At 66.9% G+C, this 17198-nt stretch carries 20 protein-coding genes; 16 read left to right on the top strand and 4 right to left on the bottom strand.

The genetic code is table 11. From position 1 onward, the window contains the following. Positions 1-86 precede the first annotated feature (86 nt). Positions 87-965 (top strand): peptide chain release factor N(5)-glutamine methyltransferase, encoded by an 879-nt coding sequence (gene prmC / locus ACYVGI_RS11620; RefSeq protein ID WP_460632770.1) that lies wholly within the window; start codon positions 87-89, stop codon positions 963-965. On the opposite strand, the gene ACYVGI_RS11615 is transcribed toward prmC, so the two are convergent. Continuing rightward, entirely contained in the window at positions 962-1936 is a 975-nt protein-coding gene (locus ACYVGI_RS11615) for a TetR/AcrR family transcriptional regulator (RefSeq protein ID WP_460632769.1), read from the bottom strand. The genes prmC and ACYVGI_RS11615 overlap by 4 nt on opposite strands. Positions 1937-2027: 91 nt before the next feature. Between ACYVGI_RS11615 and ACYVGI_RS11610 the strand changes: the two genes are divergently transcribed. Next, positions 2028-2960, top strand: coding sequence for an ATP-binding cassette domain-containing protein (locus ACYVGI_RS11610; protein WP_460632768.1), 933 nt, complete (start codon positions 2028-2030; stop codon positions 2958-2960). After that, positions 2957-3775, top strand: a complete 819-nt coding sequence (locus ACYVGI_RS11605) for an ABC transporter permease (RefSeq protein ID WP_460632767.1) — start codon at positions 2957-2959, stop codon at positions 3773-3775. The genes ACYVGI_RS11610 and ACYVGI_RS11605 overlap by 4 nt, the downstream gene beginning before the upstream one ends. Positions 3776-3856: 81 nt before the next feature. Here the strand turns inward: ACYVGI_RS11605 and ACYVGI_RS11600 are convergent, their stop codons facing one another. Next, positions 3857-4504 carry an HAD family hydrolase gene (locus ACYVGI_RS11600; protein WP_460632766.1) on the bottom strand — a complete coding sequence of 216 codons (648 nt, stop codon included), beginning with the start codon at positions 4502-4504 and terminating at the stop codon, positions 3857-3859. Positions 4505-4566: 62 nt separating this feature from the next. Here ACYVGI_RS11600 and ACYVGI_RS11595 point away from each other — a divergent pair, with 62 nt between their 5' ends. The 13 genes from ACYVGI_RS11595 (at position 4567) to ACYVGI_RS11535 (ending at position 15459) form a co-directional block, all read left to right on the top strand. Then, a complete protein-coding gene (locus ACYVGI_RS11595) occupies positions 4567-5289 on the top strand; it encodes an L-threonylcarbamoyladenylate synthase (protein ID WP_460632765.1) in 723 nt (240 codons plus the stop codon). Positions 5290-5292: 3 nt separating this feature from the next. Continuing rightward, positions 5293-6561, top strand: coding sequence for an MraY family glycosyltransferase (locus ACYVGI_RS11590; protein ID WP_460632764.1), 1269 nt, complete (start codon positions 5293-5295; stop codon positions 6559-6561). Further along, on the top strand, positions 6558-7088 hold the full coding sequence (locus tag ACYVGI_RS11585) for a hypothetical protein (protein ID WP_460632763.1): 531 nt from the start codon (positions 6558-6560) through the stop codon (positions 7086-7088). Before ACYVGI_RS11590 ends, ACYVGI_RS11585 begins: the two co-directional genes overlap by 4 nt. 172 nt (positions 7089-7260) lie before the next feature. After that, entirely contained in the window at positions 7261-8058 is a 798-nt protein-coding gene (atpB, locus tag ACYVGI_RS11580; protein ID WP_055892038.1) for a F0F1 ATP synthase subunit A, read from the top strand. 51 nt (positions 8059-8109) lie between these two features. After that, positions 8110-8334 carry an ATP synthase F0 subunit C gene (atpE, locus tag ACYVGI_RS11575; protein ID WP_055892042.1) on the top strand — a complete coding sequence of 75 codons (225 nt, stop codon included), beginning with the start codon at positions 8110-8112 and terminating at the stop codon, positions 8332-8334. Positions 8335-8369: 35 nt separating this feature from the next. Further along, positions 8370-8924, top strand: a complete 555-nt coding sequence (locus tag ACYVGI_RS11570) for a F0F1 ATP synthase subunit B (protein WP_055894311.1) — start codon at positions 8370-8372, stop codon at positions 8922-8924. Beyond that, positions 8924-9718, top strand: a complete 795-nt coding sequence (locus ACYVGI_RS11565) for a F0F1 ATP synthase subunit delta (protein ID WP_460632762.1) — start codon at positions 8924-8926, stop codon at positions 9716-9718. Before ACYVGI_RS11570 ends, ACYVGI_RS11565 begins: the two co-directional genes overlap by 1 nt. A gap of 23 nt (positions 9719-9741) precedes the next feature. Then, positions 9742-11379 carry a F0F1 ATP synthase subunit alpha gene (gene atpA, locus ACYVGI_RS11560; protein WP_460632761.1) on the top strand — a complete coding sequence of 546 codons (1638 nt, stop codon included), beginning with the start codon at positions 9742-9744 and terminating at the stop codon, positions 11377-11379. Positions 11380-11424: 45 nt separating this feature from the next. Then, on the top strand, positions 11425-12324 hold the full coding sequence (locus ACYVGI_RS11555; protein ID WP_055892052.1) for a F0F1 ATP synthase subunit gamma: 900 nt from the start codon (positions 11425-11427) through the stop codon (positions 12322-12324). Between the two features lie 41 nt (positions 12325-12365). Then, positions 12366-13829 (top strand): F0F1 ATP synthase subunit beta, encoded by a 1464-nt coding sequence (gene atpD, locus ACYVGI_RS11550; RefSeq protein WP_055892055.1) that lies wholly within the window; start codon positions 12366-12368, stop codon positions 13827-13829. Between the two features lie 2 nt (positions 13830-13831). Continuing rightward, on the top strand, positions 13832-14092 hold the full coding sequence (locus ACYVGI_RS11545; protein ID WP_055892062.1) for a F0F1 ATP synthase subunit epsilon: 261 nt from the start codon (positions 13832-13834) through the stop codon (positions 14090-14092). A 1-nt stretch (position 14093) separates the two neighbouring features. Continuing rightward, the gene (locus tag ACYVGI_RS11540; protein WP_460632760.1) at positions 14094-14651 is read left to right on the top strand and encodes an AAA family ATPase; all 558 of its coding nucleotides are present in this window, start codon (positions 14094-14096) and stop codon (positions 14649-14651) included. A gap of 1 nt (position 14652) precedes the next feature. After that, complete coding sequence (locus tag ACYVGI_RS11535; RefSeq protein WP_460632759.1) at positions 14653-15459, top strand: YaaA family protein; 807 nt, start codon at positions 14653-14655, stop codon at positions 15457-15459. Between the two features lie 520 nt (positions 15460-15979). Here ACYVGI_RS11535 and ACYVGI_RS11530 read toward each other — a convergent pair. Continuing rightward, positions 15980-16633: a DNA-3-methyladenine glycosylase I gene (locus ACYVGI_RS11530; protein WP_460632758.1), complete on the bottom strand. Its 654-nt coding sequence runs from the start codon at positions 16631-16633 to the stop codon at positions 15980-15982. Then, complete coding sequence (locus tag ACYVGI_RS11525) at positions 16630-17127, bottom strand: methylated-DNA--[protein]-cysteine S-methyltransferase (RefSeq protein WP_460632757.1); 498 nt, start codon at positions 17125-17127, stop codon at positions 16630-16632. Before ACYVGI_RS11525 ends, ACYVGI_RS11530 begins: the two co-directional genes overlap by 4 nt. Positions 17128-17198 lie beyond the last annotated feature (71 nt).

The raw sequence follows: 17198 nt of genomic DNA, 5'->3' as shown, positions 1-17198 counted from the left end.
CGGTGTGAAAGCCTTACAACTCTATTCCGTCCGGGAGGGCGGCGGCCTGTGTGACGCCGCCTGACGTGCCGTAGGCTCGATGGGCCATGTCATCCGAAGCGCCATCAGAGCCCACCGTCCGCGCTGTCCGCGACGAGGTCGTCGCCGTCCTCGCACGCGCAGGGGTCCCCGACCCTGAGGTGGATGCCGACCTGCTCGTCGGCCATGTGCTCGGCGAGGGGCGCGGACGGGTGCAGGCCCTCATCCACCTGGATGCGACGGTTCGGGATGCGGACGTGTCGCGCATCCACGAGCTGGCCGAGCGCCGCGCCACCAGGGAGCCGCTGCAGCACATCACAGGGCGGGCGCCGTTCCGCTCGCTGGAGCTCGCCGTCGGCCCCGGCGTGTTCGTGCCGCGGCCGGAGACCGAGCACGTCGTGCAGTTCGCGATCGACGCTCTGCGTGCTGTGCCGAGTGCAGAGCCGATCGGCGTCGACCTGGGCACGGGGAGCGGGGCGATCGCGCTGGCGATGGCCACCGAGGTGCCCCACGCGCGGATCCACGCGGTCGAGAACTCGCCGGAGGCGTTCATCTGGGCGAAGCGCAACGTCGAGGAGTCCGGCGCGACCAACGCCCGCGTCGTGTTCATCGACCTGGCGGATGCACTGCCTGAGCTCGACGGGACCGTCGACGTCGTCATCTCGAACCCGCCGTACATCCCGGCCGAGGCCATCCCGCGCGACCCGGAGGTGCGGCTCTACGACCCGCCGGCCGCGCTCTACGGCGGGCAGGACGGCCTGGATGTGGTGCGCACCATTTCGCGCGTCGCCCAGCGCCTGCTGCACGAGGGAGGAACGCTCGTGCTGGAGCACGGCGAACTGCAGGGTGCGGAGATCCGGGAGCTGCTCACCGCGGACGGCTGGCGTGCCGCCGCGACCCACCGCGACCTCACGACGCGCGACCGCACCACCACGGCGATCCGCTAGCCGCGCTCGCGCGCGCGGCGCTCCGCCTCCTTGGCCATCCGCTCGCGCACCTTCGCGATGACCTCGCGCTCGCGCTTGCGCGCCTCCCGCAACCGGGACTCGGCCTCTCTGCGCGCCTTGGCTGCTTCGCGGATCGCCTTGTCGTTCGGCACGGGCTCCGGGCGCGGCTCGTACGCCACGACCTCCTCGCCGCTGCGACGCGACGCGACGTAGTGCTCGATGCCGTCCAGGATGCGTTCGAGCCCGAACGCGAAGTCGTCCTGGTCGTCCTCGCCCTCCGCGTCGCTGTAGACGCCGGACAGCACCAGCGGCGCCAGGTTCGGGAATCGCTCCGGCGTGACCAGTTCGGCGAGGGCGGCGGTGAACGCCTCGCCGCGCTTCGGCGGCCCGTCGACCTGCCGTGACCTGGTCACATCCCGCTCCACCACAGCGGTGGCGCGCGCGTACGAGCTCAGCAGCAGCGCGGTCGACATCTTCTCCGGCTCGGTGAGCGGCAGGTCTTTCATCACCCGCAGGCCCCAGTCGAGCACCGCGAGGTTGTTCGGCATCAGCGGCATTCCGGAGATCGGGATGTCGGGGAACCACGGGTGCGCCTGGATCACCTGAATGCTCGCCATGGCCCAGAGCCGCAGGCCGCTGCGCCAGTCGGCGTCCTCGTCCTCCGGTGGGATCGGCACGGCGCAGACCGCGTCCTGCATCAGTGCGAGCACGTCGTCCTTGCTGGTGACGTAGCGATAGAGCGACATCGTCGTGAAGCCGAGGGTGGTCGCGATCTTGCTCATCGAGACGGCGGAGAGGCCCTCGTCGTCGGCGAGCTGGATCGCCGCATCCACGATCCGCTCGATGCTCAGTTCGCGCTTCGGCCCGCGCTGCGGACGCTCGGCGACCCCCCAGCTCAGCGCGACGGCGCGGGGGAGTGCTTCTTCGACGGCATCGGCCATGAACGCGCCCTTTCGGTTGTTGACACTCATCCTAGAACTGTGTATACCTTAAACAAAACCGTGTGCACCATAAACAGTTTGCGTCGTACTCAATAAGAGTCGACGCGGAAAGGAACCGATCATGACAGCTCAAGCGATCCAGATTGCCGGTCTCCGGAAGTCATTCGGCGACCAGCGCGTGCTGGACGGCATCGACCTCTCGGTCAGCGCCGGCAGCGTCTTCGCGCTGCTCGGACCGAACGGCGCTGGCAAGACGACGCTCATCAACATCCTGTCCACACTGGTCGCTCCGGACGAGGGCACTGCGAGCGTCTGCGGCCACGACGTCGTGCACGACAGAGAGGGCGTGAAGCGCGCGATCAGCCTCACCGGCCAGTCCGCCGCCGTGGACGACGTGCTCACCGGAGAGGAGAACCTGCGCATGATGGCGCGGCTCTCCGGCTACACCGCAGCGGGAGCACGGGCGCGGACGGCAGAGCTCATCGAGCGCTTCGACCTGGGCGATGCCGCCCGCAAACGCGTCAAGGCGTACTCAGGAGGGATGCGTCGCCGACTCGACCTCGCGCTCAGCCTGGTCGCGACTCCTCCCGTGATCTTCCTCGACGAGCCGACCACCGGCCTCGACACGCGCAGCAGGCAGGCGCTCTGGGCGATGATCCTCGACCTCGCCGCACAGGGGATCACCATCCTCCTCACCACGCAGTACCTGGAGGAGGCCGACCAGTTGGCCGACCGCATCGCCGTGATCGACCACGGCGTCGTCGTGGCGGAGGGCACGGCAGCAGAGCTCAAGTCGCGCGTCGGGGGAGAGGTCGTCGAGCTCAGGGACGCCGACGACGAGATCGTCCGCGAACTGCCGACGGACGGCACCGTCCACGGGCTGCGCGCCGCCATCGACCAGTTGGATGCGGCCGCCCTGCCAGGCGGGAGCGTCAGCATCCGCAAACCGAGTATGGACGACGTGTTCCTCGCGCTCACCTCCGGCGCAGCGACGCCGGCGTCCACCGCACCCACCGCATCCCGTGCAGCAGAAGAAATGGAGGTCACCCGATGACCGTCGCACTGGACCCCCGCACCACCGCCACGCAGGTCGCCACCGTCGACCGCGCCGTCTCCCGCCTGACCAGCACCACTGTGTTCATCGGCAGGAGCCTCCGCCACACCGTCCGGAACGTCGAGGCGCTGACCATGGCGATCCTCCTCCCGATCATGCTGATGCTGCTGTTCACCTACGTGTTCGGCGGCGCGATCGACGGCGGCGGAGACTACGTGAACTACGTCGTGCCCGGCATCATCCTGCTCTGCGCTGGCTTCGGCTCGTCGAGCACAGCGGTCGACGTCGCCGACGACATGACGAACGGCATCGTCGATCGGTTCCGCACCATGCCGCTGCACGCCAACGGGGTCATCACCGGCCACGTGCTCGCGAGCCTGGTGCGCAACCTGCTGGCGACCGGTGTCGTCATCGGCGTCGCCCTGGCCGTCGGCTTCCGGCCGACCGCCGACGCGGCAGAGTGGCTGGGAGCGATCGGCGTGATCGCGCTGTTCATCCTCGCGATCACCTGGCTGTACGCCGCCATCGGTCTCGCTGCGAAGAACCCGACCGCAGCGAACGGCTACGGTTTCGCCCTGCTGTTCCTGCCCTACCTGTCCAGCGCGTTCGTCCCGACGGACACGATGCCGAGCTGGCTGCAGTGGATCGCGGAGAACCAGCCGATCACGCCCATCATCGAGACCATCCGCAGCCTGCTCTTCGGCACGGATGCTGGCACCAGGCCGCTCTGGGCGCTCGGCTGGTGCGTCGCGATCATCGCCGGAGCCTACCTCTGGGCCGCCTGGCAGTTCCGCCGCAAGGCCGGCCGCCGCTGACCCTTCCTCCCCCAGCAATCGAGCCGGGACTTGTGCACGCGACACGCCGGGGGCAGGCGTGCACAAGTCCCGGCTCGATGGTCAGTGGGCGGGGACGGAGCGGGGGCGGTCGGCGAAAGCGTGGATGGCGGCGAGGAGGCCGTCGGTGTCGAAGGTTCCGTCGTCGCGCTTGGTGAAGTGGAAGGCGTGCATCCCCGCCTCCCTGGCGCCCTCGACGTTGGCGAGGGAGTCGTCGAACAGGATCGCGTCGCCGGCGGGGACGCCGAAGCGTCCGAGCGCGCGGGTATAGATGCGACGCTCAGGCTTGCGCGCACCGAGCACGGCGGAGACGAGGTCGTTGCCCTGCAGCACGTCGACGATCTCCGGCGTCAGCACGGGGAGCGAGTCCTTGAACGGGATGGGGTTGTTCGACAGCAGCGAAACCGTGCCGAGCGACGCCGCCTCGTGCAGGGCGTCGATCGAGCCCTGGATGGGCGTCATCGCGGCCTTTCTCGCCTCCTGCCACTGCTCGAGGGTGAGACGCGCGCCCGTCACGTCGGCGAACGCATCCAGGTACTCGGCGCTGGTGGAGTACTCGCCGATCTCGGCCGCGCGCTCGAAGCCGCCCGCCCACCAGCTCGACGCCAGATGGTACTGGCTCACGCCACCCAGACTCGCCAGCGCCGGCAGGCGCTTGTGGAAGTCGTAGTCGTAGAGGGTCTTGTCGCAGTCGAAGAAGTAGACATCCATCACCACAAGTATCGACCTCCAGACAGGGAACGCCCTGATCGCTCAACTATCATGGTTCCGACATGGCTCCCATCTACGACTGCTCGGTCGACTCCGAACTCCTTTCCGGCATGAGGCTGGCACGCGCCGCCATCGGGCGGGGCGAACTCGTCGTCATTCCGACGGACACGGTTTACGGCGTCGCAGCGGACGCTTTCAACCCCGCCGCCGTCCAACGGCTGCTGGATGCGAAGGGTCGCGGCCGCCAGTCGCCTCCGCCTGTCCTCATCCCGGGCATCCCCACCCTGGCCGCGCTGGCCGAGGACGTGCCGCAGGCCGTGACCGACCTGGTCCAGGAGTTCTGGCCGGGCGGGCTCACCGTCGTGCTCCCTGCCCAGCCGTCGCTCGTCTGGGACCTGGGGGAGACCAGGGGAACCGTCGCTCTGCGGATGCCGAGCGACACCATCGCCCTCGAACTCCTCTCCGAGACCGGTCCTCTCGCCGTCTCGTCCGCCAACCTCACCGGCCGCCCGGCCGCCCGCACCGCCGCGGAAGCCGAGGCCATGCTCGCCGACTCCGTCTCCGTGTATCTCGACGGGGGAGAGGCGGGCGCCGGTTACGACCGCGTCGACGGCAAGGACAGTTCGTCCACGATCGTCGATGCGACTGCGCTGGCCGCGGGAACGGGAAAGCTCCGCATCCTGCGTCACGGCGTGATCTCGGCGGAGCAGATCCGTGCCGTCGTCGGCGACCAGCTCGCGGGCGACAGCGCGGAGGAGCCCTCCGAGACGTCGACGGACGCCTGAGCCGTGACCCTCCTCCTCGCCCTCGCGCTCATCTCGGCCGTCATCACGTTCGGGATGTCCCTGGTCGTCTACAAGTTGAGCCTGAAGTACCGGCTCTACCCGAAGATCCGGGCACGGGATGTGCACACCAGGCCGACGCCCAGACTCGGCGGGATCGCGATGTTCCTCGGCATCCTGGTCGCGTTCGGCGTCGCCTGGCTGCTGTCGAGCCAGTTCGGCGTCCTGACGCTGATCTTCTCGGACTCCGGGCCGATCCTCGCGATCCTCGGCGCATCCCTGCTGATCGTGGTGATCGGCGTCGCGGACGACATCTGGGACCTCGACTGGATGACCAAGCTCGCCGGTCAGTTCGTGGCCGCAGGGCTCGTGGCCTGGCTTGGCGTGCAGATCTACTCGCTGCCGATCGGCGGCCTGACGGTCGGATCGCCCGTGATGAGCATCATCATCACGCTGTTCGCGATCGTGCTCGTCATGAACGCCATCAACTTCATCGACGGCCTCGACGGTCTCGTCGCCGGTGTGGCGCTCATCGCCAACGGTTCGTTCCTCGTCTACACCTACCTCCTGCAGCGCGAGATCAGCCCGCAGAACTACTTCAGCCTCGCCGGGGTCATCGCGGCGATCCTGGTCGGGGCATGCGCGGGCTTCCTCCCCCTCAACTGGCATCCGGCGAAGATGTTCATGGGGGATGCGGGCGCGCTGCTCATCGGCTTGCTGATGGCGACGTCGGCCATCTCGGTCACCGGCACGATCAACCCCGAGGCGCTGCAGACGCTCGGCAAGTCGTCGCTCGTCCCCGCCTTCATCCCGATCATCCTGCCGTTCGCTGTGCTGATCGTGCCGCTGCTCGACTTCGGGCTCGCGGTCATCCGGCGGCTGCGCGCGGGCAAGTCGCCGTTCAGCGCCGACCGCAAGCACCTGCACCATCGGCTGCTCGACATGGGGCACACCCACCTGCACGCCGTGCTGATCTTCTACGGCTGGACCGCCGTGCTGTCGATCGGCTGCCTGCTGTTCTTCTTCGACCCGTACTGGATGGCGATCGTGTTCATCGCCGTCGGGCTGGTGGTCTGCGCCGCGTTCACCCTCGCCCCGCTGAGCCGCAGGAAGGCCAACGAGGCCGCAGCGGAGCTCGCTCCGGCCGGCACGGACGAGGCAGACGCCACGGCCCGCTACGACCAGCTCGACGCCGCGAGCGAGCACGCTCCTGGCACCGCCCCGACGACGGCGCAGACCATCACCCCCGCCCCGCTCAGCAAGGAGACACGATGACCGACCACGACGGCGGAACCCCCGCCGACGGCCGGCCCGCCGAACCCGTCGCACCGCCAGCGGCACCGCAGGCCACACCGCCCGCCCAGCCGTCCTCCACACCCATCCTCAAGGACGTGCTCAAGTACGGCCTCATCCTCGCGGTGATCATCGCCGTGGTCGGGATGATCCTCGGCGGGGTCTTCGCTGGATGGATCGGCGTCACCAGCGCGCTCATCGGCACAGCGATGGCCGTCGTCTTCCTCAGCATCACTGCTCTGAGCATCCTGATCGCCAACAAGTTCGTGGGCACCGACCTGTTCGTCGGCCTCTTCTTCGGCATCGTGCTGGGCGGGTGGCTGCTCAAATTCGTGCTGTTCCTCGTGCTCGCGTTCGTGCTCAGAGACCAGCCGTGGATCAACCCCGTCGTGCTGTTCCTCAGCCTCATCGCGGGGGTGATCGGCTCGCTCGTCGTCGACATGATCGTCGTCTTCCGGTCCCGCGTGCCATACGTCAGCGACGTCACGCTGCCCGGCGAGAAGCGCTGACCTGTGTCCGATTCGTTACCCTGCGAAAACTCTTGTAGAGTTGTGGTGATTCCCCACCCGCATAGCGCCTCAGGCTCCACTTGGCGCATGATCCCGGGTGTCCAAATGTTCGTCGCTGCGAGAGCTTTGGCTCGACGCCCCGAAACAGGAGATAGCGCTGTTAGCTAACGCTGTGAACCTGCTGGTCCAGACCGCAAGCTCCGATGATGGCAGCTTCCACGGTCCGTCGATCGATGAGTTCTTCCCGCCCGCAATCTTTTCCATCGGTGGCTTCGAGGTCAACCGGATCATGGTCATCCGCTTCATCGCGGTTCTGGCCATCGTCCTGATCTTCTGGCTCGGCACCCGGCGCATGAAGATCGTCCCAGGACGATTCCAGTCCGTCGTGGAGATGGGGCTCGACTTCGTTCGGGTCAACATCGCAGAAGACCTGCTCGGCAAGAAAGACGGCCGTCGCTTCCTGCCGATCCTCACCACCATCTTCTTCATGGTGCTGTTCATGAACCTGACCGGTATCATCCCCGGTCTGAACATCGCAGGCACCTCGGTGATCGGTGTTCCGCTGGTGCTCGCGATCGTCGCGTACATCTCGTTCATCTACGCAGGCATCAAGGCGAGCCCAGGCAACTTCTTCAAGAACTCGCTGTTCCCGCCCGGTGTGCCGAAAGCGCTGTACATCATCGTCACGCCGATCGAGTTCATCTCGACCTTCGTCCTGCGTCCGATCACCCTGACGCTCCGACTCCTGATGAACATGGTCGTCGGACACCTGCTCCTCGTGCTGTTCTTCAGCGCGACGGCGTTCTTCCTCTTCACCGCCGGAAGCTGGTGGTCGCTCTTCGGAATCGGCACCTTCGCGTTCGGCTTCGCATTCACCCTGTTCGAGATCCTGGTCGCAGTCCTCCAGGCCTACGTCTTCGCACTGCTCACGGCTGTCTACATTCAGCTCGCAGTCGCCGAGGAACACTAATAACGTTCCGCGCACTCGCACGGAACGCCATCACGGAAGGAAACACATAACGTGGACATCGCTGCTATCTCCGGCAACATTGCCACCGTTGGATACGGTCTCGCGGCCATCGGCCCGGCCATCGGCGTCGGCATCGTCGTCGGCAAGACGATCGAGGGCGTCGCTCGCCAGCCCGAGCTCGCCGGCCGTCTCCAGGTTCTGATGTACATCGGTATCGCATTCACCGAGGCGCTCGCGTTCATCGGTATCGCTACCTACTTCATCTTCACCTCCTAATCAGCCCTCTTTATCTCTCTCAGTAAGGAGGAATGATGCTCCACGGTGTGGTTATCGCCGCAACGGAGGCACCGCGTAATCCGCTCATCCCCGAGTGGTACGACGTCATCGGTTCGCTGATCTGCTTCCTCATCATCCTGTTCTTCTTCTGGAAGCTCGTGCTTCCTCGCGTGAAGAAGCTCCTGGACGAGCGTGCAGAGGCGATCGAGGGCAACATCGCGAAGGCCGACGAGGCTCAGCACAAGGCGGAGGCGCTCCTCGAGGAGTACACCGCCCAGCTCGCCGACGCACGCGCCGAAGCGGCCAAGATCCGTGAGCAGGCTCGCACCGACGGTCAGAAGATCGTCGCCGAGGCGAAGGACAACGCGACGGTCGAGGCCGCCCGCGTCACCGCCAACGCCCAGGCGCAGATCGAGGCCGAGCGCCAGTCCGCCGTCGTCGCTCTTCGCAGCGAGGTCGGCTCGCTCGCCATCGACCTGGCATCCGGTGTCATCGGTGAGGCTCTCAACGACGACAAGAAGTCGCAGGCGATCGTCGACCGCTTCCTGGCCGACCTGGACGCCAGCGAAAAGGCAGGGTCGAACAAGTAATGGGAAGCGCCTCCAGAGAAGCACTGGCCAGGTCCGTGTCGGCTCTCGCCGCGCAGGGCTCCAAGGCCGATCTGGCGACGGCCGAAGACCTGTTCGCCGCAGGACGAGTCGTCGCAGACTCCGCCCAGCTCCGAGCAGTGGTCAGCGATCCATCGGCAGACCCTGCCGGCAAGACCGCGCTCGTGCAGCGCGTCTTCGCCTCGCTCTCGGCTCCGGCCGTGGAGCTCCTCGGCGCGATCGCCGCTGAGCGCTGGTCGAGCCAGAACGACGTCCTCGCCGCGATCGAAGAGCTCGGTGTCCGGTCGATCGCCCAGTCGGCGCCCGCGGGTGTCGACATCGCAGCAGAGCTGTTCGCGTTCGGGGGCGCCGTGACCTCCGACGCACAGCTCGAACTCGCGCTGCGCAGCAAGCTCGCGGACCCGACGGCCAAGAGCGAGCTCGTCGAGCGTCTGCTCAACGGCAAGGCGTCCGTGCAGACCGTCGCCATCGTGCGTCAGCTCGTGCTGCAGCCGCGCGGCCGCAGCATCCGCGAAGGTCTTCGCGAAGCCGCACGCGTCGTGGCGGCCCAGTCCGGCCTCACGGTCGCGACGGTCTTCACCGCGAAGCAGCTCCCCGCTGCACAGGCCGAGCGCCTGCAGGCAGGGCTCGCAGCGAAGTACGGACAGAAACTCAAGATCAACCAGGTCGTCGACCCCACCATCCTCGGTGGGCTGCGTGTGCAGATCGGCGACGACGTGATCGACGGCAGCATCGCCTCGCGCATCACCGATTTACGACTTCAGCTGGCGGGCTGACCGCCCCAAGATAGGGAACAACGATGGCAGAACTAACGATCAGCCCCGACGAGATCCGGGACGCGCTCAAGGACTTCGTCACCAAGTACGAGCCCACGAAGGCCGCGACCACCGAGGTCGGACACGTCATCGACGCGTCCGACGGCATTGCGCACGTCGAGGGTCTCCCCGGCGTGATGGCGAACGAGCTCATCCGCTTCTCCGACGGCACCCTGGGCCTGGCCCAGAACCTCGACGAGAACGAGATCGGCGTCGTCGTCCTCGGTGAGTTCGACGGCATCGTCGAGGGCATGGAGGTGACCCGCACAGGCGAGGTCCTCTCGGTGCCCGTCGGAGACGGCTACCTCGGCCGCGTCGTCGACCCGCTGGGCAAGCCCATCGACGGTCTCGGCGAGATCGCATCCGAGGGTCGCCGCGCACTCGAACTGCAGGCGCCGGGCGTCATGCAGCGCAAGAGTGTGCACGAGCCCCTGCAGACCGGCATCAAGGCGATCGACGCCATGATCCCCGTCGGCCGTGGCCAGCGTCAGCTCATCATCGGCGACCGCCAGACCGGTAAGACGGCCATCGCGATCGACACGATCATCAACCAGAAGGCCAACTGGGAGTCCGGCGACGTCAACAAGCAGGTGCGCTGCATCTACGTCGCCATCGGCCAGAAGGGCTCGACCATCGCCTCGGTGAAGGGCGCGCTCGAGGACGCAGGCGCGATGGAGTACACCACCATTGTCGCGGCTCCGGCCTCCGACCCCGCCGGCTTCAAGTACCTCGCCCCGTACACCGGCTCGGCCATCGGCCAGCACTGGATGTACGGCGGCAAGCACGTCCTCATCATCTTCGACGACCTGTCGAAGCAGGCTGAGGCCTACCGCGCCGTCTCGCTCCTCCTGCGTCGTCCGCCGGGACGCGAGGCATACCCCGGTGACGTGTTCTACCTGCACTCCCGCCTGCTCGAGCGTTGCGCCAAGCTGTCCGACGAGCTCGGCGCAGGCTCGATGACCGGACTCCCGATCATCGAGACCAAGGCGAACGACGTCTCGGCGTACATCCCAACCAACGTGATCTCGATCACGGACGGCCAGATCTTCCTGCAGTCCGACCTCTTCAACGCCAACCAGCGTCCGGCGGTCGACGTGGGTATCTCGGTCTCCCGTGTCGGTGGCGACGCGCAGGTGAAGTCGATCAAGAAGGTCTCCGGCACGCTCAAGCTCGAGCTCGCCCAGTACCGCTCGCTCGAAGCCTTCGCGATGTTCGCATCCGACCTCGACCAGGCCAGCCGTCGTCAGCTCGCTCGCGGCGCACGCCTCACCGAGCTGCTCAAGCAGCCGCAGTACTCGCCGTTCCCCGTCGAGGAGCAGGTCGTCTCGATCTGGGCAGGCACGAACGGCAAGCTGGACGAGGTCGCCGTCGAGGACGTGCTGCGCTTCGAGGCCGAGCTGCTCGACCACCTGCGTCGCAACACGGACGTGCTGAACGTCCTGCGCGAGACCAACCAGCTCTCCGACGAGACCGTCGCGACGCTCGAGGCAGAGGTCGACAAGTTCAAGCTCGAGTTCCAGACCGGCGAGGGCAAGCCCCTCGCATCGGTCGGGCGCGAAGAGTTCGAGGCGATCGCCGAAGAGGATGTCAACCAGGAGCGCATCGTCAAGGCGAAGCGCTGAGCCGCGGCACCGCCCGGCGACAGCAGATAGTTACCTAGGAGAGACATGGGAGCGCAACTTCGGGTCTACCGGCAGAAGATCAAGTCTGCCCAGACGACCAAGAAGATCACTCGGGCCATGGAGCTGATCTCCGCCTCACGCATCCAGAAGGCGCAGGCGCGAGTCGCTGCGTCGTCGCCGTACGCCCGCGCCATCACGCGCGCGGTGTCGGCGGTGGCGACGTACTCGAACGTCGAGCACGTCCTCACCACGGAGCCGGAGAAGATCGAGCGCGCAGCGATCGTCATCTTCTCCTCCGACCGTGGTCTCGCCGGCGCGTTCAACACGAACGTGCTCAAGGAGTCGGAGAAGCTCGCAGAGCTGCTTCGCAGCCAGGGCAAGGATGTCGTCTACTTCCTGGTCGGACGCAAGGCGAGCGGATACTTCAGCTTCCGCCGTCGCGCGTTCGAGCGGGTCTGGACGGGCGGAACGGATGCTCCGGAGTTCGAGCAGGCCAAGGAGATCGCCGACGCGATCCTCGAATCCTTCCTTCGCGATGCGTCGGACGGCGGCGTCGACGAGATCCACGTCATCTACAACCGCTTCGTGAGCATGCTCACGCAGGAGCCGGAAGTGGTCCGTCTGCTTCCGCTCGAGGTCGTGGAAGGTGTCGAGGAGCCCGGCGACAAGCAGATCCTTCCGCTCTACGAGTTCGAGCCCGACGTCGCAACCGTGCTCGACTCGCTCCTCCCGGTGTACATCGAGAGCCGTATCTTCAACGCCATGCTGCAGTCGGCCGCTTCCAAGCACGCCGCAACCCAGAAGGCGATGAAGTCCGCGAGCGACAACGCGGACAAGCTCATCACCGACTACACCCGCCTGGCCAACAACGCGCGCCAGTCCGAGATCACCCAGCAGATTTCCGAGATCGTCGGCGGTGCGGACGCACTGAGCTCCGCCAAGTAACTCGGACGACACACGTTTAGCAAACGAGAAGAGAAGACACCATGACTACCGCAACCGCCGAAGCCCAGGCTTCGACCGCGCAGCCGGCAGGCGTCGGGCGCATCGCCCGCGTCACCGGCCCTGTCGTCGACATCGAGTTCCCTCACGACTCGATCCCTGGCATCTACAACGCCCTCAAGACGACGATCACGATCGGCGAGGAGTCGACCGAGATCACGCTCGAGGTCGCGCAGCACCTCGGCGACGACCTCGTCCGCGCCATCGCGCTCAAGCCGACCGACGGCCTGGTCCGTGGCGGAGAGGTCCGCGACACCGGCGCACCGATCTCGGTGCCCGTCGGCGACGTGACCAAGGGCAAGGTGTTCAACGTCACGGGCGACGTTCTCAACGCAGAGCCCGGCGAGACCATCGAGATCACCGAGCGCTGGCCGATCCACCGCCAGCCACCGGCGTTCGACCAGCTCGAGTCGAAGACGCAGCTCTTCGAGACCGGCATCAAGGTCATCGACCTCCTCACCCCGTACGTTCAGGGTGGAAAGATCGGCCTCTTCGGCGGTGCGGGCGTCGGCAAGACGGTCCTCATCCAGGAGATGATCCAGCGCGTCGCGCAGGACCACGGTGGTGTGTCGGTGTTCGCCGGTGTCGGTGAGCGCACCCGTGAGGGCAACGACCTCATCCACGAGATGGAGGAGGCGGGCGTCTTCGACAAGACCGCCCTTGTCTTCGGCCAGATGGACGAGCCGCCGGGAACGCGTCTGCGCGTCGCCCTTTCTGCGCTGACCATGGCGGAGTACTTCCGCGATGTCCAGAAGCAGGACGTGCTGCTCTTCATCGACAACATCTTCCGCTTCACGCAGGCCGGCTCCGAGGTCTCCACGCTGCTCGGCCGTATGCCGTCCGCCGTGGGTTACCAGCCGAACCTCGCCGACGAGATGGGTCTCCTCCAGGAGCGCATCACCTCGACCCGTGGACACTCGATCACCTCGCTGCAGGCGATCTACGTGCCCGCCGACGACTACACCGACCCGGCTCCTGCGACCACGTTCGCCCACCTCGACGCCACCACGGAGCTCTCCCGTGAGATCGCGTCGAAGGGTCTGTACCCGGCCGTCGACCCGCTGACCTCGACGTCGCGCATCCTCGACCCCCGCTACTTGGGCGCCGACCACTACCGCGTCGCCACCACGGTCAAGCAGATCCTCCAGAAGAACAAGGAACTGCAGGAGATCATCGCCATCCTCGGTGTCGACGAGCTCTCCGAGGAAGACAAGATCACGGTGTCGCGTGCGCGCCGCATCCAGCAGTTCCTCTCGCAGAACACCTACATGGCGAAGAAGTTCACCGGTGTCGAGGGTTCGACGGTTCCGCTCAAGGACACCATCGAGTCGTTCGACGCCATCGCCAAGGGCGAGTTCGACCACGTGGCGGAGCAGGCGTTCTTCAACGTCGGCGCTATCACCGACGTGGAAGAGAAGTGGGCTCAGATCCAGAAGGAGAACGGCTAACAATGGCTGTCCTCAATGTCAGCGTCGTCGCCGCCGACCACGAAGTGTGGTCGGGCGAGGCGAGCATGGTCGTCGCGAAGACGGTCGAGGGTGAGATCGGTATTCTCCCCGGCCACGAACCGCTGCTGGCCATCCTCGCCTCCGGCGAGGTGCGTGTGACCCTGAACGGAGGGGAGTCGATCAAGGCTCAGGCCGACGATGGCTTCCTCTCCGTCGAGAACAACACGGTCACGGTGGTGGCCCGCCAGGCGGAGCTCGTCTGACATGGCTGAGCAGCCCGTCATCGTGGATCGTCAGTTCGGCGACGTCCGCGTCCCCATCCTGATCGCGATGGCGGGCCTGCCCGGCTCCGGCAAGTCGACGATCGCCGAGATCATCGGCGCGCGTCTCGGCGCGACCACGGTGTCTGTGGACCCGATCGAGGTGTCCATCCTGCGCGCCGGCATCGACTCCGACCAGCCGACCGGCCTTGCCGCCTACCTGGTCGCGGAGACGATGGCGGAGCAGGTGCTGCAGTCCGGTCACTCGGTGATCGTCGACGCGGTGAACGCCGTCGAGCCCGCCCGGTTGCAGTGGCGTGACCTCGCGGAGCGTTCCGGCGTGAAGCTGCGTGTGATCGAGGTCGTCTGCTCGGACGACGAACTCCACCAGTCTCGCCTCGCGAAGCGTCAGGGCCTCACGGCCGCGTACGCGGTGGAGCAGAGCGTCGACGAGTACGACGAGTGGAGGGGCGCGTGCGCCACCCTTCCGCGCGTGACGATCGATACGGCGGCGCCGCTGGGCCAGAACGTCGAGATCGCTCTCGACTTCCTGGTGGCATAGGTTGCTCATCCTCCTTCCGCCCTCCGAAACCAAGCGCGACGGGGGAGCGGAAGCCCCGCTCGACCTCGACCGGCTGCGCTTCGGCGCCCTCAAGCCGGTGCGCAGGAGCGTGCTCGCCGCGGTCGCGGCGCTGTCCAGGAACCGCGAGCACAGCATTCGGGCCTTGAAGCTCGGCCCCAAGCAGGCCGCAGAGGTCGACCGCAATCGCGCGATCCGTTCGTCGGCGACGATGCCCGCTCTCCGCAGATACACCGGGGTGCTCTACGACGCCCTGGATGCGGAGAGCCTGACGGCCGATCAGTGGGCCTTCGCCGGGGCGACGGTGGTCGTGCAGTCCGCGCTGCTCGGGCCGGTCGCGGCGACAGACCTCATCCCGGCCTACCGGCTGTCGTTCGACTCGCGCCTGTCGCTCGAGAAGGGCGTCGCGACGCTGAAGAAGCGGTGGGCACCCGCCGTCGGCGCGGTGTTCGACGCGCATCCCGGGCTGATCATCGACCTGCGCTCGGAAGGCTACGCTGCGCTCGGGCCGCTTCCCGAGCGGACGGACGCCCACTATGTGCGCGTGCTCGCACGGGACGCGGGCGGTCACGTCCGCGCGCTGAACCACTTCAACAAGCAGGCGAAGGGTCTACTGACCCGCGCCCTGATCGAGACGGGCACCGACTTCGCGACCACGGACGAGCTGCTCGCCTGGGCCGCCGCGGAAGGCTACGAGCTGCGCCAGGCGGACGACGCCTCTGGCGACCTGGAGCTGATCGTGCCCGAGGTGGCGGGGGAGCCGGGCAAGCTGATGGCTGTGCTCCGCTGAGCTGTTGCCCGCCCGCTGTGTGCGTGAGAGCGTGTGCCGGGGGCGTGTCGAAATTGTGCGTGAATCAGTGGTGGAGTTTCAAAAACTGAGATATGCTCAATCGTAGGTGAAGCGTCTCGGATAGCTTCGCATCGGGTAATGCGAGCAATGAGGAGGAGCCAGCCAGCCAACGGGGTGATGGGGGGCGTTCGAAGTCGAACGGTCGCTTCATCTCGTTTATCAGTCGGGCCGACGTCACGGAAACCCGGTGTGATCCCCTCACGCCGATCTCCCAGGCCGGATGCGCGATGACACACCAGATTCCGCCTGCGGTCGGGCACGTGCGGAGGTGTCATCGCGAGCGAGAATCCGGCGCTTCGATACGAGTACCGTCGTCGGCCCGACCCTCTTGCGCTGGTCGGGCCACCTGAGCCGAGCTGGGCTGAGCGCGCTGTCGTCGCGTGAGCTGACGGCCGCGGCGAGCATCCGGCGGTCGGCGGTCGGCGGTCGGCAGTCGGTAGTCGGTGATCGGTGATCGGGGCTAGGCGCGGAAGCAGCCTTCGAAGTGGTCGTCGACCATGCCGGTCGCCTGCATGAGGGCGTACATGGTGGTGGGGCCGACGAAGCGGAAGCCCCGGCGGCGGAGCTCCTTGCTCAGCGCGGTCGACTCCGCGGTGACGGCGGGGACCTCCGACCAGGCGCGCGGACGCCGGTGATCGGTGGCGGAGGGGGCGAAGCTCCACATCAGGTCGGTCAGCGGCAGGTCCAGGGCGAGAACGGCACGAGCGTTGGAGATGGTGGCGGTGATCTTGCCTCGGTGACGGATGATCCGCGCATCCTGGAGCAGTCGCTCGACGTCGTCTTCTGTCATGGCGGCGACGGCCTCGACCTCGAACCCGTGGAAGACCTCGCGGAACGCGGGTCGCCTGCGCAGAATGGTGATCCAGGAGAGGCCTGCCTGGAAGCCTTCCAGGCAGAGCTTCTCGTAGAGGGCTCGGGAGTCGCGCTGCTCGCGGCCCCACTCTTCGTCGTGATAGCGGCGGTACTCGGCGTCGTTCGCCGACCATGAGCACCTGGCCAGCCCGTCGTCTCCGAGGATCACGGCCGGGCTGACGGAGGCGACCGGCCTGGACGTGGTTGCCGAGTCCGTGGGGACGGGCGCGGGCTGCGTTGAGTCGGTGGTGGCGGGGCTCATGCTGCCAGCATGATCCCTTCGTGGGTGAGCAGCCACAGTTTGGTGGGGATGCCGTCGCCTCCGCTGTAGCCGGTGATCTTGCCGGACGACGACAGCACGCGGTGGCAGCCGATGATGATCGGGATGGGGTTCGCGCCGACAGCGCCGCCGATCGCGCGGCCGGAGCCCGGGCGGCCGATGCCCTGCCCGAGCTCTCCGTATGAGGTGAAGGTGCCGAACTCCAAGTCGGCGAGCTGCTGCCAGACCGCGCGCTGGAACTCCGTGCCCTCGAGCTTGACCGGCAGGTCGAAGTCTTTGCGGTCGCCGGCGAAGTACTCCTGCAGTTGCAGTTCGGCGCGTTCGAGGACCTCTGTGGTGCGCTCCTGGTGCTCTTCGAGGGGAAGGTGCCCCGAGCGCTCGATGGAGAGGGAGGTGATGGAGTGACCGTCGCTGGTCAGTTCGATGCGGCCGATCGGACTCGGCATCCGTGTGAGGTAGGCGAAGGAAGTGCTCATGAGAAGACTCTACGGGGGGCCACCGACGTGTTCTCGCGGAAATCGGACATGGGGGACAAGTCGTCCGGTCC

It is taken from the genome of Leifsonia lichenia (genome assembly GCF_054780215.1).
The sequence above is the reverse complement of the archived record's forward strand: the minus strand, read 5'-3'. Positions and strand labels throughout refer to the sequence as shown.